This is a genomic window from Exiguobacterium sp. s194, from assembly GCF_018618275.1.
Lineage (GTDB): Bacteria > Bacillota > Bacilli > Exiguobacteriales > Exiguobacteriaceae > Exiguobacterium > Exiguobacterium chiriqhucha.
In genome coordinates, this window is the sequence record NZ_JACSLT010000004.1 from 1 (window position 1) to 20479 (window position 20479).

General features: G+C 52.4%; 18 protein-coding genes. 4 read left to right on the top strand and 14 right to left on the bottom strand.

Going from position 1 to position 20479, the window contains the following annotated elements; all coding sequences use genetic code 11:
* Positions 1-217: 217 nt before the first annotated feature.
* On the top strand, positions 218-2107 hold the full coding sequence (locus KNP85_RS05620) for a hypothetical protein (RefSeq protein ID WP_214801958.1): 1890 nt from the start codon (positions 218-220) through the stop codon (positions 2105-2107).
* 98 nt (positions 2108-2205) lie between these two features.
* The gene (locus KNP85_RS05625; protein ID WP_214801961.1) at positions 2206-2634 is read left to right on the top strand and encodes a hypothetical protein; all 429 of its coding nucleotides are present in this window, start codon (positions 2206-2208) and stop codon (positions 2632-2634) included.
* A gap of 75 nt (positions 2635-2709) precedes the next feature.
* Here KNP85_RS05625 and KNP85_RS05630 read toward each other — a convergent pair whose 3' ends face one another.
* The 14 genes from KNP85_RS05630 to KNP85_RS05695 form a co-directional block, all read right to left on the bottom strand.
* Positions 2710-3288, bottom strand: a complete 579-nt coding sequence (locus tag KNP85_RS05630; RefSeq protein WP_214801964.1) for a hypothetical protein — start codon at positions 3286-3288, stop codon at positions 2710-2712.
* 186 nt (positions 3289-3474) lie between these two features.
* Entirely contained in the window at positions 3475-4443 is a 969-nt protein-coding gene (locus tag KNP85_RS05635) for an aldose epimerase family protein (protein WP_214801967.1), read from the bottom strand.
* Positions 4444-4466: 23 nt separating this feature from the next.
* Positions 4467-5981, bottom strand: coding sequence for a UDP-glucose--hexose-1-phosphate uridylyltransferase (locus KNP85_RS05640; protein WP_214801970.1), 1515 nt, complete (start codon positions 5979-5981; stop codon positions 4467-4469).
* Positions 5978-6985 carry a UDP-glucose 4-epimerase GalE gene (gene galE / locus KNP85_RS05645; RefSeq protein WP_214801973.1) on the bottom strand — a complete coding sequence of 336 codons (1008 nt, stop codon included), beginning with the start codon at positions 6983-6985 and terminating at the stop codon, positions 5978-5980. Before galE ends, KNP85_RS05640 begins: the two co-directional genes overlap by 4 nt.
* Positions 6982-8157 carry a galactokinase gene (locus KNP85_RS05650; RefSeq protein WP_214802420.1) on the bottom strand — a complete coding sequence of 392 codons (1176 nt, stop codon included), beginning with the start codon at positions 8155-8157 and terminating at the stop codon, positions 6982-6984. Before KNP85_RS05650 ends, galE begins: the two co-directional genes overlap by 4 nt.
* Positions 8158-8188: 31 nt before the next feature.
* Complete coding sequence (locus KNP85_RS05655) at positions 8189-10255, bottom strand: alpha-galactosidase (protein ID WP_214801988.1); 2067 nt, start codon at positions 10253-10255, stop codon at positions 8189-8191.
* Positions 10252-12240, bottom strand: coding sequence for a beta-galactosidase (locus KNP85_RS05660; RefSeq protein ID WP_214801991.1), 1989 nt, complete (start codon positions 12238-12240; stop codon positions 10252-10254). Before KNP85_RS05660 ends, KNP85_RS05655 begins: the two co-directional genes overlap by 4 nt.
* Before the next feature lie 18 nt (positions 12241-12258).
* The gene (locus tag KNP85_RS05665; RefSeq protein ID WP_131472964.1) at positions 12259-13044 is read right to left on the bottom strand and encodes a carbohydrate ABC transporter permease; all 786 of its coding nucleotides are present in this window, start codon (positions 13042-13044) and stop codon (positions 12259-12261) included.
* Between the two features lie 12 nt (positions 13045-13056).
* Positions 13057-14010, bottom strand: a complete 954-nt coding sequence (locus tag KNP85_RS05670) for a carbohydrate ABC transporter permease (protein WP_131472965.1) — start codon at positions 14008-14010, stop codon at positions 13057-13059.
* A 66-nt stretch (positions 14011-14076) separates the two neighbouring features.
* Entirely contained in the window at positions 14077-15378 is a 1302-nt protein-coding gene (locus KNP85_RS05675) for an ABC transporter substrate-binding protein (RefSeq protein ID WP_251136236.1), read from the bottom strand.
* A gap of 19 nt (positions 15379-15397) precedes the next feature.
* The gene (locus KNP85_RS05680) at positions 15398-15844 is read right to left on the bottom strand and encodes a hypothetical protein (RefSeq protein WP_214801997.1); all 447 of its coding nucleotides are present in this window, start codon (positions 15842-15844) and stop codon (positions 15398-15400) included.
* A gap of 167 nt (positions 15845-16011) precedes the next feature.
* Entirely contained in the window at positions 16012-17163 is a 1152-nt protein-coding gene (locus KNP85_RS05685) for an ROK family transcriptional regulator (protein ID WP_021066288.1), read from the bottom strand.
* Positions 17164-17527: 364 nt separating this feature from the next.
* The gene (locus tag KNP85_RS05690; protein WP_214801999.1) at positions 17528-17854 is read right to left on the bottom strand and encodes a hypothetical protein; all 327 of its coding nucleotides are present in this window, start codon (positions 17852-17854) and stop codon (positions 17528-17530) included.
* 39 nt (positions 17855-17893) lie between these two features.
* Positions 17894-18754, bottom strand: a complete 861-nt coding sequence (locus tag KNP85_RS05695) for an NAD-dependent epimerase/dehydratase family protein (RefSeq protein ID WP_214802001.1) — start codon at positions 18752-18754, stop codon at positions 17894-17896.
* 367 nt (positions 18755-19121) lie between these two features.
* Here KNP85_RS05695 and KNP85_RS05700 point away from each other — a divergent pair, with 367 nt between their 5' ends.
* Together KNP85_RS05700 and KNP85_RS05705 are read left to right on the top strand one after the other, a co-directional pair.
* The gene (locus tag KNP85_RS05700) at positions 19122-19574 is read left to right on the top strand and encodes a sigma factor (RefSeq protein WP_214802005.1); all 453 of its coding nucleotides are present in this window, start codon (positions 19122-19124) and stop codon (positions 19572-19574) included.
* 5 nt (positions 19575-19579) lie between these two features.
* Positions 19580-20449 carry a tyrosine-type recombinase/integrase gene (locus KNP85_RS05705; protein ID WP_214802008.1) on the top strand — a complete coding sequence of 290 codons (870 nt, stop codon included), beginning with the start codon at positions 19580-19582 and terminating at the stop codon, positions 20447-20449.
* Positions 20450-20479: the final 30 nt, after the last annotated feature.

A 20479-nucleotide genomic window follows, 5' to 3' on the forward strand; every position in this document is an offset into this window, starting at 1 on the left:
CTCACATACTAAACTTTACAGGTGACAGTTATCGTGTCACGCATGCGTTGTCGAAACACTAAAACCCAGCTGGCAAAGTTCTGTACTTTTCGTTGCATTATTGTGCACATTTGTATTGCAAAATACAATAAATTCAAGTTGACAATTGAAAATAGTATTAATTAATAATAATTCATTCTTTCTAGGACCAAATTAATAAATCATAGGAGTGACATACTTGAAGCTATTCGAAGTTATCCTAACTTATCCAAAACGTCGAAGCGCATTTGTCCCTAGTGCGAACCAAGTTACGACTCATATCCTTAACGAGTTACGCAAACATAAAGGAACTTACGTCTTTCAAGAACACGAAAAAAGAGACGCTCACCAAATTCACTTGGGCGTCCACGTAAAGGGTGCATCTATAGTAGTACTATCCGGCCATTTCAAATTACGTTTGACACGTTCTTTAAAGCATGAAGAGCTATGGTATCTAACTCCTACCCCACATGAAGAAGCACTATTTTATAGTTGTGGAAAGTTTACAATCGAAGCATACGACAGTCACGGACAACTGATCGCAAAGGAGAAAATGATTGCTCTACCTTTAACAATTCCCATCGAACAATATGAATTATTGCGAACTGAAATTAGAGATATGATGACAATGTTCGAGGTGAATCCCAGCTATTTCACTGGGCAAGATGTCTCAGCTGAACGTTTTGATTCCCCCAAATTAAAATTGTTCTTTGATCAGTTTATGAATGACGTGCACATTGTCTTAACGGATTTTGTTTTCCTGGAGAGAAATGCCTTTAATCCTTATTCAACTGTTAATGTCTTGTCACGAAACATACAGCACGTATTGAATCACGAATATCAAATCTTATCATTACATCACAAGCAATTACGGGATGAACTTCAGACTCGGCAAAACACCGCCACCCTTCCACGCCCTGGCGCTGACCACGGTATGACAGCCGCTATCAATAAAAAACAGGCTATGCTCAAAGAGAGTATTAGCCGTTTAACAACTAATATGAATATGCTGCAGCATATGTTGAATAACCTTCACTCTATCCCTTATGCAACCTCTTTACTCAACGACTACGGCAGTGATTTAGAAAAATTTCAACTTTCGTTGGATCCTAGTGAGCAAGAGAAAAAATTGATGAAGTCGTATCAACAAATTATGAACCTATTTCCTCAATTATCCTTAAACGCAAAAACGCTAACTCATCAAATGTTTGAATCTCCAAGACTTTTTGATATATGGGCACTTTTGAAACTTTACGTAGAATGTATGAAACTACAGTTTGTGCCCCGTGCTTCAATTATCGAACGTCTGCTTAAACATCAAAATCAATATCAACACTTAAATGGCATGGTTATGCATTTCAGTCACGCAAAAACACAGGACCGGCTCATCGTTGTGTTATCGCCTAAAATTGTTCTAGATGACAAGAGTGTTCGACAACCCGATATTGTTGTCTCTTTTAAAAACACACGGAAAGGATCATATAACCATCATGCTTTGGATGTAAGCCATCTACCTTATCAAAATCAACATTATAGTTATCTATTACGTAATCACCTAATACATTCTAGGAAGCGTTACATTAATGACTTAACTGGAACACCTTTTCAAATGACTAGTACAACATTAGTCCATAGCTCCTTCATGCAAAACTGGAATGTACAACTGCTTGAGGGCGAAACAGCCTATACGCATTCCCATTATCATCTAACGCCCGATCAAACTAACAGTCTTAGAACTTATGTAAAGCGTATTCTTCATCAGTACAATGGAAATACGAACTATTGTCCCGCTTGTGGTTCAACTCAACGAGGCATCGCTTACCCGTCTGAAAAACGCGCATATAAATGGACGTACGTCTGTGACTGCACAGAAACTTGGGTCAGTCACTTGTGTAAAAAAGAAGGCGTAACAGACTACCATACAGCCGATGAACCAGAAAATGTGCGCTTGTTAAAATATAGTTCGGAAAACTATAATCCACTTTCAATTGAGACTTGGGACGTCCATTGCCCCGCTTGTAATCGAGATCAGTCAGGAAACATTCACATTCAAAATATTGATGGCGAGCGAATTGAACTCCAATTCTAAAACTAGCTACACTTCTATCGTTGCGTAAAAAATATCTTAGACAACTTTAAAGTCATTCTGCTTGCTTCAGACAAAATATATAAATTGAGGTGATGACATTGGGAATCCGCTTTAAGACAACTCGTTTTCATGTACTTTATGGCCCTGTTCCCTTATTTGAGCGTGTAGAACATAAGTTTCAAAGTCCCAGAGTTTTGAAACTACATGGTAAGCATTTCAGTATGCGACAACTCGAGCGAAACATCCCAGCACACATCATTCAATCTCTGCTAAAGTTTAATACTAATGAATGGGACCTAGTTACGGTCGAAGTACGAAACGACACAGGCAAATTTGTGAATTCTACTTGGGAAAAAGTTTTTGAGGATAAAAAATACTGGGTAACGATTGGATTCGGTGATGTTGTCCAAACCATCATCATTAAAGAGAGTAATGGGCTAGGACAGGAGATAGTTAAGCAAGGACTGTTTTTCGAGTTTGTTTCTGAAGTAAATAAGCAATTGATGATTCAAGAATTCCCGGAGTAAATCGACTAAAAAGTTGTATGCAATTCATCTTTGAAAATGCATACAACTTTTTTATTCATTTATCCATGTAATGTTCTAGAGCGGACTATCAAAAAGTTCTTTTCTCCCCTTTATTGTGAAGAGAGAATTAGTTGAAACAGCTTTTTGAGATACTTTATGAAGCTCTACAAGATCTTTTTCATTCAAATTGGCGAGATTCATTTCCCATGAAGTCGAAGGCATTTCATTTCGTTGCGGATCCATATATCTCCACGCCTCCGAATCTTCATCAACCTTCCAATGATAAAGTACATTTTCTAAATCGGCAGTTGAATTTTCAAGGCGAATTTTCAACTCGTAGTCTGTGCTTGATAAGTTTTTAGTTTCTTTTGAAAACCAAATTACCCCACCGGATTCCATCATTGGTTCAACGTCTTCAAACTCATAACCTAATGCATTCAGGTAATCTTGATTTGTCGGCTCTACAGCCGCACCTGTAAAAGAAAGCGCATAGTAAACCATAGGAATCAATTCCTTCTCTTCGTTCTTTCGAAGCGACTCTAAAATAACGCCTGCTAGTTGGATAGCCATGCTAGGGAGACCACCCCATCTGTAATAGGCAGTTGCAACATGCTCACCATGAAACTCTACATCAAGTCTTAACCGTTCACCCACCTTCATCCCTCCCAATCATAGTAATTATTTCTAATTATAACTCGACAATGCAATTTTTCTGACACTTAACATTTGCTAAATTACTACACGTGCAACCATCTTATATAAATATTGATTTTTAAATCAAACGGCTTGGACTCTTCGGAAATCAGAGTTCAAGCCGTTTAATCACTATAGTTTAATACTTTACTTTGACTCCACCCCAAACCGATAAACCGTCCTTGAGTGATACAACTCCTCGGGGTTCAATTCAATCGATGTGGCGATGTCTGGATGGTTTGGTGCGTCCGGGAACGCTTGGGCTTCTAAACAAATCGCACTATGCTTCTGCCGTCCCTCGAGCGTGACCGGCGTCTCTTCACTGAGGAAGTTCGCCGTATAGACGACCATGACCGGCTGATTCGTCTCGACGTCCATGACACGTCCGCTCACCGGGTCGTGTAGCCGGGTCACCCCGTCCTTCAAGATGAACGGGTGATCAAGTCCTCCAGCCTTAACAATCGCTTCGTCCTCCGACGAAATCGTCTCACCGACTGCCTTCCCGTCCCGGAAATCGAACGGTGTCGCTTCTACTTCAAGTAATTCGCCTGTCGGCAACGACTCATCGTCGAGTTTGGCGACATGCTCTGCAGGCAACGTCAGCACGTGATCATGAATCGTCGGCCGACCGCCGAGATTGAAATAGTTATGATGGTTCAAGTTGACCCATGTCCGTTTGTCCGTCGCAGCCGTCATCGTGACGACGAGCTCATTGTCGTCCGTCAGCTCATACAGCACTTTAAACGTGACGTTGCCGGGATAACCTTCTTCACCATCCGGACTTAGATAAGTAAACGTAATCGCCTGTCCTTCGACGTCCATGTCCCAATGTCGGGACGTGATGCCGTCGTCTCCGCCGTGGATATGATGCGGGGCCTCGCTTGGGGTCAAGGCCACGCCATCAATCTCCGCATTGCGAATCCGACCGGCAATTCGTCCGACGACAGAACCGAGATAGACCGGGTTCTCGAGGTATTGCTCAGGACTGCCATATTTCAGAATGACAGAGTCCATGTTCCCGTCACGGTCCGGTGCCGTCAACTCGGTCATGGCACATCCGTATGAAATGGCAGACAAGCGCATGCCGTTCTTGTTTTCAATCGTTGCTTCTCTCAACTGGCTCACCTACTTCGATTCGTTTACCTGTTCATTCCCGTAGTCGTCGCCCGGTACTCCACTTTATCGACGTGACTCAAAAACGCGTTCATGAATGCGGTGAATCGGGCCTGTCCTTCCACCGTCTGTTTGAACACGCCCGCGTCCTCGAGCCCTTTGACGAACTTGTCGACGACGGCCTGGTCGACGATTGTCTTCGCGTCGCCTTCTTTCGCCTTCAACTCGTCCGCCCACGCACGATGCATGTCCGCGACGGCGACATCTTCGCCGGTCACATAGCGGACGACTTGTTCGAGTTCGGTCTTCAGTCGTGCCGGCAATACGGCGAGCCCCATCACTTCGATCAAGCCGATATTCTCGCGCTTGATGTGGTGGACGTCGGCGTGCGGATGGAAGATGCCGTCCGGATGCTCGTCACTCGTCCGGTTGTTGCGAAGGACGAGGTCGAGCTCATAACGTCCGTCGCGGCGGCGCGCGATCGGTGTCACCGTGTTGTGACGGATCTCACCCGAATACGGGACGATGTCACCTTCGGCATACTCGCGCCAGTGCCCGAGCAACTGATTCGCCAACATGACGAGCTGCTCTTTCTGACGTGAGCGGAGCCGGACGACCGAGAGCGGCCAATAGAGCGTCTCGATCTCGACTTGGTCGTAACGGTCCGAGCGATACGTCGAGACGACCTTGGCATCGTCCATCGCAAACCGGTAGCGGCCGGCCTGGTAATGGTCGTGCGTCAAAATCGATCCACCGACGATCGGCAAGTCCGCGTTCGAGCCGGCGAAGTAGTGCGGGAACTGAGACACGAAGTCGAGCAGACGCTCGAACGCCCCCCGATCGATGACCATGTCCCGCACTTCGTTCGACAACAAAATCGAGTGCTCGTTGTAGTACAAATACGGAGAGTATTGGAACGACCACGCCTGTCCACCGAGTGTGAGCGGGATGATGCGATGGTTGGCCCGGGCCGGGTGTTTCAAGTGGCCGCCGTAGCCCTCGTTTTCAATCGCGAGCAGCCCTTTCGGATAGTTCGTCTCCGGCGTCGGTTGTAGGCGGGCCCGCGCAATCTCGCGCGGGTCCTTCTCCGGCTTCGACAGGTTGATGGTGATGTCGAGCGTGCCGTAGCACGTCGGTGCCTTGTACGTGATGTTGTTGGCAATCCGTTTCGTCTGGATATAGTTCGACGCCTGACTCATCTTATAGAAGAAATCAGTCGCCGCTTCAACATCGGCAGCTCGAAGCGCGTTGAACGTGCGCGTCACCTCGGACGGTTTCGAGACGAACACGTCCATGACCTCGGCCATGAACCGGTCCTTCTCTTCGAGCAAGTCGTCGACGAGCCCGCGTTCGACCGCATGTTCTGTCAATGTCTCGAGCAGATTCGGGATCGAGTCGTGCGGGACGAACGTCGGTTTCGTGAAATCGAGCTGATTGATTCGGGCGAGGACACGGTTCCGTGAATAAATACGGTCCTGTTCCGTGATTAGTTCCTCCCGAATCGCTGCCTCGACGAGCGCTTCAATCGTAGATTCAATCATCGTCTCACCCCTTCGACATGTTTATAGCCTTCTGGATGATGCTTGTGCCAGTTCCAGGCGTCGGCCAAAATGACATCGACCGTCGACCGCTCCGGTACCCAGCCGAGTACTTGTTTCGCCTTGTCCGGTGACGCGATCAGCATCGCCGGGTCTCCGGCACGACGGACACCCATCTGCACCGGGATGGCATGTCCCGTCACGCGACGGGCCGCCTCGATGATTTCGAGCACCGATAGACCCGTCTCCGTTCCGAGATTGAACACGTCGCTCGCACCGCCTTGTTTCAAATAATCGAGCGCGCGCACGTGGGCGTCGACGAGGTCTTGCACGTGAATGTAATCGCGGATACACGTCCCGTCCGGCGTCTGGTAATCGTCGCCGAACACGGTGATGGCGTCACGCTTCCCGTTCGCCACTTCAAGCACGAGCGGGATCAGGTGCGTCTCCGGCGTATGGTCCTCACCGATTTCACCGGTCGGGTCGGCACCGGCGACGTTGAAGTAACGGAGCGCGACGAAACGGATACCGAAGGCGCGGTCGCACCATTTCATCATCGTCTCCATCGCGAGCTTCGTCGCCCCGTACGTGTTCGTCGGGTTCGTCGCGGCCGTCTCGCGGATTGGCATCTCGTCCTGGTCGCCATATGTCGCGGCCGTAGAGGAGAAGACGATCCGCGTCACGCCGTGTTTGCGCATCGTCTCGAGCAACACTTGTGTCCCGAAGACGTTGTTATCGTAATACTTCAAAGGCTCATCCATCGACTCGCCGACGAGTGAGTTGGCGGCGAAATGGAGCACCTCGGTGATCGACTCGTTCGCGAACGTCTGGTCCATGAAGGCACGGTCGCGGATATCCCCGTCATAGAAACGGACTTGTTTCGGTACCGACTCGATATGGCCGGTTTGAAGGTTGTCGATCACGATGACGTCTTCCCCGCGCGCAAGCAAGGCGCGGACTGCATGGGAGCCGATATAACCGGCCCCTCCGACGACGAGTACACTCATTTCACTTCCTCCTCTACGAGTTCACGCGCACCGTCCCCGACGGACGCGATATAAAATGTCGGCGCATAGCCGATCTCTGCTTCATACACGGTCGATACGGTCTGCATGACCGCTTCAGTAACCGTCTTGTCGACGATGGCGATAGCGCAGCCTCCGAAGCCGGCGCCTGTCATCCGGCTGCCGATGACGCCGTCACAACTTTGCGTCGCGGCGACGAGCGTGTCGAGCTCGCGGCCCGTCACTTCGTAGTCATGCTTCAGTGACGCATGCGAGTCATTCATCAGTTGACCGAACGCGTCGAGCCGTCCATCCTCTAGCGCGGTGAAGGCAAGCTTCGTCCGCTCGTTCTCCGAGATGGCATGACGTGCCCGCTTCCGGAGCGTCTCCGGGAGCTCGTCCGCCACCGTCTCGAACGTCTCGACCGACAGTTGACCGAGCGAGGCGACGTCGAAATGCTGTTGCAGGAGGTTGAGCGCCGTATCGCACTCGGTGCGGCGTTCGTTATATTTCGAGTCGGCGAGTTCACGGCGTTTGTTCGTGTTCATGATCAAGATGTCATAGCCGTCGAGCTTGATCGGCGCGTAATCGTGATGGAGCGTATCACAGTCGAGCAGGATGGCGTGGTCCGCTTTCCCCATCCCGATGGCGAACTGGTCCATGATGCCACTGTTGACGCCGATGAAGTCGTTCTCGACGCGCTGTCCGAGATGGACGAGGTCAATCCGTTCGAGACCGAGTCCGTATACCTCATTGATCATGAGCGCCGTCACGAGTTCGAGCGAGGCCGATGACGACAAGCCGGCGCCGTTCGGGATATTGCCGGCGAGAAGGAAATCGAATCCTCCGACCGCGTGCCCGTCCGCGCGCAGGAGCGCGACGACGCCTTTGACGTAGTTCGCCCAGTCGTGGTTCGCGTCATACGTTCCGTCCGTCAACGGGAACATAACGACACCGACGTCCTCGAAGTTGAGCGAGTAGACGCGGATCAGTTCATCCTCACGCTTCCGGACGAGCCCGTACGTGCCGAACGTGATGGCACATGGGAAGACGTGGCCTCCGTTGTAATCGGTGTGTTCGCCGATCAAGTTGATGCGGCCCGGTGCGAAGAAGCTTCGCTCGGGGCTTGCCGAGAACACGGTCTCGAACTGTTCGTTCAGGTGTGCTGAATCAATTGAAAGCATACGACTCCATCCCTTTCTTTGCTCATGCCGGGCGGATGACCAGGCAATATGCGTCATAGTCCTGTTGTTGTGTGAGTGTGAGGCCTTGTTCCATCAAATAGCGTCCGCTCACGCGTCGATCGTCATAGACGTAAACGCGCTCCGGATCGAGCCCGGCGAGTTTGACGCGCAATCGGTTCTTACCGTAATGACGACGGTCGGCGTTGACGAGGACGACATAATCCTCCCCGTCCGTGTAACCCATCGCATGGACGCCGTCCGTCTTGAGCGAGGCAAGGCGATAACTCGTGCCGTGCTGGACGAGCGGGCGGATCAACTTGTACGTCTCGATCCATTGTGCCGCCTCAACAAGCTCGTCCTTGCTCCATTCGAGCAGGTTGCCGCCGATGCCGAGCGTGCCCTGCATGGCGCTGACGAACCTAAACCTAAGCGGGAGCGAGCGACCGTTCAACCAGTTCGGCGCGTCCGTCACCCAGCAGCTCATCATCTTGGCGTTATAGGCGTACGAGAAGCCTTCCTGAATCGCAAGCCGGTCGAGCGCGTCTGTATTGTCGCTCGTCCAGACTTGTTCGACGCGCGTGAGCACGCCGAGGTCGATCCGTCCCCCACCGCCAGCGCATGACTCGAAAGCGACGTCCGGGTGTTTGGCGCGGAGCGTGTCGAGGATGCGATAGACGGCTTCCGTGTGGCGGAGCCACAGCTCTTTCGCGTCGCGTAACTGCGGGCTGTCCGGCTCTGAGAAGGCGCGGTTCATGTCCCACTTGATATAGCGGATCGCATGCTTCGACAGCAGATTGTCCAACAGACCGGTCACGTGCGCCTCGACTTCCGGGAGCGCCAAGTTCAACACGAACTGGTTGCGCGACGTCGTCGATGGGCGTCCGCCCGTCTGGTAAATCCAATCGGGATGCGCCCGGTACAAATCCGAATCCGGGTTAACCATCTCCGGTTCGACCCAGAGGCCGAACTGGAGGCCATTGTCCTCCACGTAACGGATGAGCGGCTCGAGCCCGTTCGGGAACTTCGTCGTGTTGACGTGCCAATCCCCGAGACCGGCCGCGTCCGAGTTCCGTTCGCCGAACCAGCCGTCGTCCACGACGAACAGCTCGCAGCCGATCGCGGCTGCCTCATCGACGAGCCGTTTCTGGCCGTCCTCGCTGACGTCGAAATACGTCGCCTCCCATGAGTTATACAAGACAGGTCGGAGCGTCTCGCGCGTCCGTTTCGGCATGATGACGTCGCGCTCGAAATCGTGTGCGTTCCGGCTCATACCGCCAAAGCCCTGTTGCGTGTAACCGATATAGCCCGGCGGTGTCGTGAACGACTCGCCCGGCTGGAGCGTCTTCGCGAAGTCGAACGAGTTGAGTCCGCCAGTCACTTGCGTGAAGCCGAACTGGTCGCGCTCGAAGTGGAGCGCCCAGTTGCCGGAGTGACCGAGGAAGCCGTAGATGACCTCGCCGTTCGTCTCCGTCGCCGACTGATCGAGGGCGAACCACGGATTGCTTTGGTGGCTCGTCAAACCGCGGCGGCTCTCAATCGTCTTCTTACCTGGTAGCAAGTCGCCTTGTTGGAGCTGGAACTCGCTCGTCCACGCCCCTGAGAAATGACTGAGGCGAAGCTTGCGTTCCGTCAAGCCGAGGCTGAACGACTGCGCGCTCTCGAGCGTAACCGTCTCGCCTGTCTGAATCGTCATCTTGCGTTCGATGATGTCATACGCCGCATACACCGTGAAGTGGAGCGTCACGGTCAACTGTTGAATCGAGTCGACCAAGTCGATCTCGAGCGTGTCGCCATCGATGCGCGCGTCTTCGAACGTGAAGGCATGCAGCCGTTCACGCCCCGTATGACTCTTCAACGTCGGTTCCGTATAGACGAGGTCACCGAACGAGGCGAATTCGTACGCGGCGACGCCTTCTGGTGTCTCGAATGACGAATGCAAAATGCGTGCGTCCGGCAGCTCGGCATAATCCGACTCAAGGAGCCGGCCACCGAGGTATTGATGGACGAGGCGGCCGCGGGCGTCGATATCGAACACGTAGGCGAGGTTTTTCCCTTCAATCACAAAGCGATTGTCGAAGCGGTAGATCATGCCCCCACCTCCTGCTTCAAGATGACGACATCGAGCGGGTTCAACGTGAGCTCTCCTGAGACTACATCCCCGTCGAGCGTCTGCCAGTCGCCTGACACGTCGACCGTCGACGTCACGTCCGTCGAGTGGTTCATATAGAAGCGAATGACGTATCCATCGCCGTGGCGGTCGACTTTCTCGACATCGTCCGGGAGACGGTTCGCGTCGATGCCGGCGCGTGTGAGCGCCTCGTTGTAAATCACATCGAGCATCGCATCGTCGACCGATGAGCCGATATACGTCACGTCGCCTTTGTACGTGTGGCGTGTGACGGCGGCCGTCCCTTTATAGAACGCCTGCTCATACGTCGCGAGCACGTCGGCACCTTTCGGCGTGATCAAATCGCACCAGATGTTCGCCTCGGACACATTCTCACCGAGTTTGACCTGATTCGACTGGACCGCCTGCAAGCTCTCATACTCGTCAATCTCGATGCCGGCGTATTTCGCGAACTTGCCCGGGAGCGTATCAAAGTGACAGCGGTTGATCGGGTCTTTGACGCCCGTCCGGTACGTGAAGATGACGTGGCCACCGTTCTCGATATAGTCGATGAGCGAGGCATCGAACGTGTCATTTCCGAGGAAATAGAGCGGCACGACGACGAGTTTGTACTTGTCGAGCGCATCCCCCGGGAAGACGATGTCCGTGTTGACACCTTGGCGGACGGCCGCTCCGTAAAAGCGGACGAACTCCTGCTTGAAGTTGAACGCGTCCGAGTGCGGCTGGTGCGTCCACGCCCAAAGGTTCTCTTGGTCGTAATAGACGGCGACGTCGGCCTTGTATTCAGCCGCATTGATCATGTCGCCATGCGTCGAGAGCTCTTTCATGACGCCTTGCACTTCATCGAACTTCCGTTTCGGCTTGCCGTCGTGATCGATGATGCCGTGGCAGAACTCCTCGGTCCCGAAATGGGCGGCCCGGAAGCGGAAATAAACGATGGCTTCGGCGCCGCGCGCGACGGCTTGATGCGTCCACAGACGGATGTGGCCCGGTCGCGGCAAGTAGCCGATCCGGCTCCAGCCTTGCGCACCACTGAGTTGCTCCATCACCCAGAAGCCTTTGCCTTGTTTCGATGAGCGGCATAAGTCATGGTCATGTGCCGTCTTCTCGAAACGGTTCGGCTCCGGCAACCCGCCCCAGACCGGGTAGTTGTCGAACGAGACGTAATCGAGGTCTTGGGCCATCTGTTGCTGGTTGATCGCCATGTCGCTATAGACGAGGTTATGTGTGATGAACGCGTCGTCATGGATGAGCGGACGGAGCGTGTCGACTTGGAGCTTGTTGAACGAACGGTACGCGTCCGAGCAGAAGCGGTCGAAATCGACGAGGAGCGACGGGTTGTGCTCTTGGAACACGGTACGAGGGACCGGAATCTGACTCCATGCCGAGTATGTATGGCTCCAGAAGACGGTCCCCCAGGCCGCGTTCAACGCGTCGAGCGTCTCATAGCGGTCTTGTAGCCAGGCTTGGAACGCGACTTGGTCGACGTCTCCGTACGAGCGGTCCGATTTCTCGTGGCCGTACTCGTTGTCGGTCTGCCAACCGATGACGGCTGGATGCTTCCCGTAACGCTCCGCCATCTTGCGCGTGATGCGCTCGCAATACTCTCGGTACACTGGGCTGTTGACCGTATAGTGGCGGCGGGCACCGAAACTGATGCGGACCCCGTCCGCCGTCACCGGCAAGATGTCCGGATATTTCTCGATCAACCAGGCCGGTGGCGTCGCCGACGGCGTGCCGAGGATGACGTCGAAGTCCTTGCCGAACGTATCGACGACCTCGTCCCAAAACGAGAAATCGAACTCGCCGTCGGCCGGCTCCATCATCGTCCACGCGAACTCCGCCATGCGGATCACGTTGACACCGAGCTCTTTCATCAAGCGGACGTCCTCATCCCATAGGGCGCGGTCCGTCTGTTCTGGGTAATAATCTACACCTACATACATTTGATTCACCTCAATCGATTATTTGACCGCTCCCGAAGTCATACCTTTCTGTAAGAAGCGTTGGAAGAAGATATAGAACACCATCGTCGGCAAGCTGATCAACACGAGCGAGGCGTATAGTTTACCTGGGTCACCACCGAGCGCTTCCGTGAAGAACGTCGGGGCCATCGTCACCGTCTGATAGGCCGGGTCCGTCATGAACGTGAGGACCATCAAATACTCGTTCCACGAGTTGAGGAACGCATAAATCGTCGCCGTCGCAAGTGCCGGCTTGGCGAGCGGCATCATGATCTTATAGAAGATTTGGAACGTCGTCGCCCCGTCGATATGGGCTGCTTCCATGAGTTCGTTCGGCAACTCGTCGAAGTAGCTCTTGATGAGCATCAGACCGAACGGGAGGAAGAACGCCACCTCGGCGCCGATCAACCCCCAGTAGCTATTCAAGCCGTCAAGGTTGCGCAACGTGAAGAAGAGCGGGACGATGAGCGATGCGACCGGCAACATGAGCCCGGCCAAGACGAGGTTGAACAACAATCGTTTCCCCGCGAACTCGAGCTTCGAGAAGCCGAACGCCGCGAAGGCGAGGAACGAGATCGAGATGATGATCATAAAGAACGCGACGATGAAACTGTTGAAGACGAACTGAGGGAAGTTCGGGTTCTGTAACGTCGCGATATAGTTACTGAAGCCGTTGACCCGTAAACTCTCTTTGAACATGACGAAGATTGGGAACAACCAAATGACCGCCATGAGCGACAAGCCGAGATTGGTGAGCCATCTTCCTTTTTTCGTTTGGATTTCCATGGGTATCCCTCCTCAGTCCATTTTCTTCTGTACGCGTGTCTGGAAGTACGTGATGCTGAGCGCGATGATGAGCAAGATGATGGCGACGGCACTGGCGTAGCCGACCTCTTGGTGCAACATCGATTTTCGGAACAGGTACGTCGAGATGACCTCGGTCGAGTTACCTGGTCCGCCTTGCGTCGAGATCCAGACGATATCGAACGTCTTAAGTCCGCCGATGACCCCGAGGATCGTCAGCGTGAACGTCGTCCCTTTCAAGTTTGGGAACACAACGCTCCAGAGCGTGCGCCAGAAGCCGGCGCCATCGATATTGGCTGCTTCGAACACTTCACGCTCGATGGCGAGCATCGCCATGTAGTACATAATCATCGACGAACCCGTCCATTGGAAGATGTTGATCAAGATGATGGCGTACAAGGCGACATCCTGGTCGCCGAGCCAGTTCTGTTCGAATGCACCGAGACCAATCATCCGGAGGAATTCGTTGATATAGCCGAACTGGAAGTCGAAGATTTGTGAGAACGCGGCGCCCAATACGACCGGGCTCAACACGACCGGGAAGAAGAACACCGACTTGAAGAACGTGCGGCCGACGCCTTTCGTGTGGAGCAGGTACGCCAAGACGAGCCCGAGACCGGCTTGAATCGTCACGGTCAAGACGGTGAAGATGCCCGTGTTCTTGAGCGCGTTATAAAATTCCGGGTCACTGAACATGCGGCCGAAGTTCTCGAAGCCGATGTACGTCTTCTCGAATGAGATGCCGTCCCACGAGAACAGCGAGTGATAGGCGTTATAGAAGATGCCGTAATAGATGAAGGCGATGACGAACAGGACGGTCGGGGCGACGAACGCCCAGCCGATCAAGTTCTTTTTCAGCCGTTCTTTCTTCTTCGTCGAATCCGGCCGTTTCGGCGGGACCGCCGACAGCTTCGGCTGTTCTTCCGGTAACTCGGTTGCGTGTTGCATAAGGTTCCCTCACTTTCCTATCAAAAAATCGAGCGCCAGTCAGGCTGGCCACTGGCGCTCGTTCGATTATTTACCTAGATCGGCGATGGCTTGGATGCGCGCGAGCGCTTCTTTCGCGTCTTGACCGCCGGCGATGTTTTGAAGTTCTTTGCCGAGCGTGTCGTATACTTTCGGGTCACGGATACCGCGGCCCGCGACGGCGTTCTTCACCGTCTCGTTCAAGATTTTGTACGACTCGCGTTCCACGTCAGACGTGAACTTGTCCTCGTACGCCACTTCGATGTCCTTGACGGCCGGGGCCATCTCGAACTTCTCCATGTAGAGCGCTTGGCCTTCGCCTTGCGTCATGTAGGCGATGAAGGCAGCCGCACCGTCTTGTTGTTTCGACTCTTTGTTGACGCCAAGCGCCATGTCGATCGAGGCGATGACCGGTTGTTCTGTGCCGCCCGCGAGGTTCGGGAGCGGGACGAAACCGATCTCGTCTTCGAAGTTGTTCCACTTGTCACGTTTCTCGACCGTCGTCATCGAGTGGGCTTCCCATGAGCCGATGACCCACATCGCCGCTTTCTTATCGAAGAAGTTGTTCATGCCGTCCATATATGTCGCGAGACCGAGCGCTCCTTCTTGGAACACTTTGTCTTCGAACAGTTGTTGCCAAAGTTCAGCCGTCTCGACCATCTCTTTGTCCGTCCACTTCGCCTCACCCTCGAGTACTTTTTGGATGTACCCTGGTGCGACCTGGTGGCTCAAGACGTTGAAGACGTCCGTGCCGACCCAGGCGTCTTTCGCGCCGAGCTGCATCGGGATGACCTTGTCGCCCGAGGCGTTGATCTTGTCAATCGCCGCAATCGTCTCGTCATACGTCTTCGGCGGCGTCACGCCGTATTTGTCGAGCATCGTCTTGTTATACATGAGATACGCCTGGCCTGTGAACCCGACCGGTACCGCCATCTGTTCGCCGTCGACCGTCGTCTGTTCGACGCCGAGCTCGATCAACTTCTCTTTCCAGCCCGCGCCGGCCGCTTTGTCCATGTAGTCTTTCGCCGGGACGAGGCGGTCCTTGTATTGCGGGATCATCGGTTCCTTGAGACCGATGACATCTGGGCCGTCACCGCCGAGCATGGCGACTTGGAGCTGTTGTTCATAGTCCTCGAGACGTTTGAATTTGACGACGTAGTCGTCTTGCGACTCGTTGAACGCCTTGGCCATAGCTTCCCCGACTTCTGGTTGTGGCGCCCAGCCCCACCAGTTGATGACCGGCTTGCCGTCTTCCGTCGTCGCGGCCGCCTCTTCCTTGCCGCCGCAAGCAGCGAGCAGTGATGACAAGACGAGTACCGATGATGCGAGTGCGATTGTCGTTTTCTTCATGTTCATTCTCCTTTGAGTGTTATGCGACCAGCTTGAGGCAAAGCTCCCGAATCAAGTGGTCTGGCATCGGTTGATCCCCGAGCCGGGTGAGTGTGTATGCAATCAGTTCCAAATCAAACTGCCAATGGTCGTCTATGTACGATCCGATGACGTACAGGTCGGCCCCGAACGGCAACGCGTCTTGTTGCTTCAACCGCCATAGAAGCATCTCGAACAGTCCGTCGAAGTCGTTCGTGCGGGCCTCGTTCAAGTCCGAGACGCGGAACAGGCGGATGTCGCGGGCCTCCTCGTCGTAGAGCCGGAAGATGCCGTCCCGCCGTGAGCGGGTGACGACGACACCGTCCGCCTTTGAGAACGCTTCCAATTCCTTAAACGTTGAACCGTCCCGTGTGAACAGCCGTGTCGCCCCGTAGCGACCGAATATATCGTGAAACTTGTCTTTCAGCAATGGTGTCTCTATGTCCATGTCTACCCCTCCACTTTCCCGTTTGAGAGTGTCACCCCTTACTTAGTAAATTAAATTTATTATCTAACTACAAACAGACTATAGCATATCCTTTTTAGACTTGTAAACGGTTTCATTCAAATTATTTTTCGACACAAAAAATCGCCCTCGAAGTGAGAGCGATTGAATCATTGGATTTCACCGAACAGTTGGTTCGTGATTAAGGCGGCCGCACCGAGCGCACCGTGGTTCGCATTCCACGGGACGACGCGGATGTCGGTCTGGCGGGCGTCCATCGTCAGCGCCGTCTGGGCGACCCGCTCCTGGATGTTGGCGACGACGTTCGGTGCGTAGTTGAAGAGCGGCCCCCCGAGCAGGATCCGGTTCGGATTGAGTAGGTGGATCATATTGAGCGTCGCGATGCCGATATACTCCCCGGCCCGCTCATACAGCTGCTGGATGTCGGCGTTCGTCCCGACCGCGTCACGCAGATCGTTCAGATTGAGCTCGTGGTTCAGCTGCCGGGCCTCGTTCAAGATGGCCCGTTCCCCGGCGACCGCCTCTAAACAGCCGCGGTTGCCACACGAGCAGATCGGTCCGTCGAGCATAATCCGCATATGGCCGATCTCACCGGCGATATGGTGCTCCCCGTCAATCAGTTCGCCGCCGTGGACGTAGGCGCCCCCGATGCCGTAGCCCGCGTAGACGTAGAAAAACTCGTCGATGCCAATCGCCTCGCCGAAATAGAGCTCACCTAAAGCGAGCGTCCGCACGTCGTTCTCGACGAAGACGTTCTGGTTCAGACGCTGTTCGAGCTCTTGTTTGAGCGGGATATCATGCAAGTGGAACCGAGGCGCGAACAGGACGATCCCATTCCCCGCCTCGACCATCCCGTGGACGGACACGCCGAGCCCGATGACGTCGCCTTCGGCCTTGCCAGCCAGTTCTATGTACAGCGTCACGATCGCCTCGATGAACTCCTCGTTCGTATCGAACCTCTCGTCATGCCACGCCTCACCTAACATCTCCCCATGGATGTTTGTGACGACGCCATGTAGCCGCCGCTGCGTCGCGTCGATGCCGATGACGAAGCGGTCACTCGCCGCGAGTTCGAGCATAATCGGTCGTCGTCCCCCGCTCGAGACGCCGAGCTCGCGCTCGTTAATCAGCCCTTCTTCTTTCAGTTCGTTGACGATGTTCGAGATCGTCGGCTTCGTCAAACTCGTCGCCTTGGCGAGCTCGACCCGGGACACCGGCTGATGGAGCCGGATGAGCCGGAGGATGAGCGAGCGGTTATACGTCCGCATCCATTTCGAGTTCCGTGGTGTCGTCTTCCCCATAACTGTTCCACCCATTTCTTTGCTTTTTTCTACTTGTAAAAGTACCAACATGTTCTCTAAGAAATTTCAGCATCTTAATTATGTAGGTCTGTAATTTGTTTTTCTAGCGAGGTTTTCAATGTTTTAACACTATTGTATATATCTTTTCTACCAACCTGATAGTCATTCCAAATACTAGAGTAATTCAATTCGAGAAGTGAAGAGTATATTGCATCAGATTTATGTTCAAAATCTTTGAGCGTCGGCATCAAGCTCATGTTACGTTTAAACTCATATGTTGTACCTAGTATAACTTTCATACTTTTTCAAGCCATAATGCTAGCATCTTTTCAATGCTAATTTTTGTTTCGTTATTTAGTACATGTCACTCTTTGCTATTTTTTAGCTTAAGCAGTTCCTTGTAGATTGAACTAAATTCAGTACTACTCAATGTCCGATGCAATCCTATATAAGTTGATAAATTGGAAATGAAAATATCTTGCTTCCGTTCTTTTTCTCTTTCTTCTTGATCCACTTTCATAGTGATAAACACACCTAAGACGCCGATAAAGGATCCAATCAGACTACCCCAGAAACCTATCCAGTTACTATTCCAATTTATAGTTCCCACGATTAACGCTACAACCCACAGTGTAATTATCAACAACATAATTTTATTATTTTTTACGAAATTAAAGATTTTTTGCTTCATGTCCCCTCCAGAACCTTACAGAATACAGATTCAGTTTAACTATTTGACTTCAGTCGCTACGATACTGTCATAGAAGTTCCGAACATGATAGTCATGCGGATACGCAGACAACTCCTTCGCGTAGGCGAAGTCGCCGAACAGTTTGTTCATCATCATGTTCTTGTCGACGAGCTTACCGATGACACCGTTGAAGAGTCCCGTCGTGCGGACTTGGTTGCCGTGTACTGAACCAATTGTCTTGACAAGCTCGGACGTACAGACATAGTCGGCGTTTTGCGGATGGAACGTGCCGTGGTCTTCATGCAGGATGAGAAGCGCCAAGAATTCCGATAAATTATCGACGTGGATCATGCTGCGACGATTCTTATATTCCGGAAAGAAAGGCACCTTTCGAGCGAGCCCGGAAAGTTTGATGTAGTTCCCTTTCGAACCTTTGCCGTAAATCATCGGTGGACGGACGTTCGCGACGAGGAAGTTGGCGTCCGCGAGCTGACTAATCCTCTTCTCGGCTTGGAGCTTGCTGTTGCCGTAAAAGTTCGTCGGCTTCGGTTCAGTGTCTTTCGTGATCATTTGGGCGTTCGAGGCGTCCCCATAAACAATCATGCTGCTCAAAAAGATGAACTGACGCACCTCGTCGCGTTTCGCTTTCTCCGCGACTTCGGCCGTCAAATCGGTGTTCACTTCGTAATACAACTCTTCCATGCTCTTGTCCGTCGAGACGTGTGCGATTCCGGCCGCATGGAGGATGGCTTCATATCCAACGAATGACTTCTCTTTCCATTCTCTGTTCTTCATTCCGACCGTGTCGACTTGAATTTTATCCCCATGTTTTGCTTCGACCCACTGTTTGAACGCATTGCCGACATAACTGTTGGCGCCTGTGATTAATATTCGTCTCAACGTCCTGCCTCCTCATAAAAAATAAACAACCATTCCAGCCGAAGGCATGAAGTAGTTGTCTCTCGTTGTTTTGATTTTACCATATTCCGTCATTCGATGATGTACAATCCTAAGAAAATTGCAGGTAGAGCTATACTATGAGCCGCCCTCACGGTCGCATTCCCTTGTTTCTTTGGATATTCATCGATATTCGAGATGGACTAGCGCCCTTATCGCACGTAAGCCTAGGGCTTGATTGAAATATCGGCTTACAATAACGAATGGAGTCGGAAGGCGAACGTACAGCAACAACCAATCGTCGAATATCGATGACTATACTCGAATTAACCTAGGAAAATCAACAGAGCGCTCGGAAACGAATTGCCACATGAATCAAATTGATGATCAAATCCACGAATGGGAACCAATGATTCACTATGTCATCCGCCAACTATCGATTCACCCGAACGAACAGGAAGACTGCGCCCAAATTGCAAGGATTGCCTTATGGGAAGCATTGAATCGCGGCTGCACGCTGTCCAAAACGTATTGCTTCCAGCGGATCCGTGGTGCCATCCTGAATCACCAACAAAAGAACGCCCGCCATTTGAAACACGAGGTTGCCGCCGAACAGATCCCCGAACAATGCATGGCGTCCGAGCGCAATCTTTTTGACTGGCTCGATGAACAGCGGTTGTTGCTGTCGCCCCGCCTTTTCGAACTCCTCTGCCACTTGATTGATGGGACCGAACAGACGCTGTCTTATTCCCCGAGTCGTTTGCGGGCATATAAGGCCGACGTCCAACGCGAACTGAAAGAGGCAATCAACTTGAAGGAGTGAATGACATGAAACACGTACTACTGACTGATGCGATTGACATGTACTTGACAGACATGAGAGAACGAAAAGAAGCACCCGAGACGACGCTGAAAAGCACGCGCAATTCGTTACTGCGCTTTGTCCGCTATGCAGCCGAGCACGGGGCGGTGTACATCCAAGATATCGACGAGACGAACCATGCGATCCCGTATAAGAAACAAATCAGCGGGATGGCCGACAATACGGTGAAATCCTATATCATGCGCATCCGCGGGCTGTTCACATTCGCCATCGAGCAGCGTTGGATACAACATAATCCGTTTGGCCGCATCGTCACACGGGAGGGTGTCAGTGAACCACCAACCATTATTACACGCGACCAATTGAACACCGTGCTGTACCACGCCCGCAATTACACCCTCTATACGATTTATCTCGTCGGGGGTGATGCCGGATTACGAATCAGTGAGATTCTGAATTTAGAACTCGATCATATCAATTTTGAGGAGCGGTTGTTGACAGTTCGAAAAGGAAAAGCGGATAAAACACGTCATGTTCCGATGACGCCCCGACTCAGCAACGAACTGAAGAAGTATATCGCCACGCACCGACCGAACGTCGGGAAATCGAATCATATTTTCTTGATGCCGACCGGACGTGTCGTCCAACCCGGCTTTGTGAACATTGATCTTAATAAAATCGCGCAAGAACAGTTCGGAGTGAAGCTGACGAGCCATATGTTACGTCATAGTTTTGCGACGACATTGTACAACCAGAGCCAAGATCTCCTTGGTGTAGCCGTGCTGCTCGGACACAAGTCAATTAATACGACCGAACGCTATCTTCATGTGTCAAGAGAGCGGAGTCGGAAGTTGATTGAAGGGTTGAATGAATAAATAAAGTAGATAAATTTTGATGTGAAATAC

What these genes read in the sequence shown, in the direction of transcription:
- KNP85_RS05660 (WP_214801991.1), bottom strand. Translation starts at nt 12,240, where the DNA reads ATGTATGTAGGTGTAGATTATTACCCAGAACAGACGGACCGCGCCCTA.
- KNP85_RS05680 (WP_214801997.1), bottom strand. Translation starts at nt 15,844, where the DNA reads ATGGACATAGAGACACCATTGCTGAAAGACAAGTTTCACGATATATTC.
- KNP85_RS05690 (WP_214801999.1), bottom strand. Translation starts at nt 17,854, where the DNA reads ATGAAGCAAAAAATCTTTAATTTCGTAAAAAATAATAAAATTATGTTG.
- galE (WP_214801973.1), bottom strand. Translation starts at nt 6,985, where the DNA reads ATGAGTGTACTCGTCGTCGGAGGGGCCGGTTATATCGGCTCCCATGCA.
- KNP85_RS05675 (WP_251136236.1), bottom strand. Translation starts at nt 15,378, where the DNA reads ATGAAGAAAACGACAATCGCACTCGCATCATCGGTACTCGTCTTGTCA.
- KNP85_RS05665 (WP_131472964.1), bottom strand. Translation starts at nt 13,044, where the DNA reads ATGGAAATCCAAACGAAAAAAGGAAGATGGCTCACCAATCTCGGCTTG.
- KNP85_RS05700 (WP_214802005.1), top strand. Translation starts at nt 19,122, where the DNA reads ATGAATCAAATTGATGATCAAATCCACGAATGGGAACCAATGATTCAC.
- KNP85_RS05655 (WP_214801988.1), bottom strand. Translation starts at nt 10,255, where the DNA reads ATGATCTACCGCTTCGACAATCGCTTTGTGATTGAAGGGAAAAACCTC.
- KNP85_RS05640 (WP_214801970.1), bottom strand. Translation starts at nt 5,981, where the DNA reads ATGATTGAATCTACGATTGAAGCGCTCGTCGAGGCAGCGATTCGGGAG.
- KNP85_RS05670 (WP_131472965.1), bottom strand. Translation starts at nt 14,010, where the DNA reads ATGCAACACGCAACCGAGTTACCGGAAGAACAGCCGAAGCTGTCGGCG.
- KNP85_RS05705 (WP_214802008.1), top strand. Translation starts at nt 19,580, where the DNA reads ATGAAACACGTACTACTGACTGATGCGATTGACATGTACTTGACAGAC.
- KNP85_RS05685 (WP_021066288.1), bottom strand. Translation starts at nt 17,163, where the DNA reads ATGGGGAAGACGACACCACGGAACTCGAAATGGATGCGGACGTATAAC.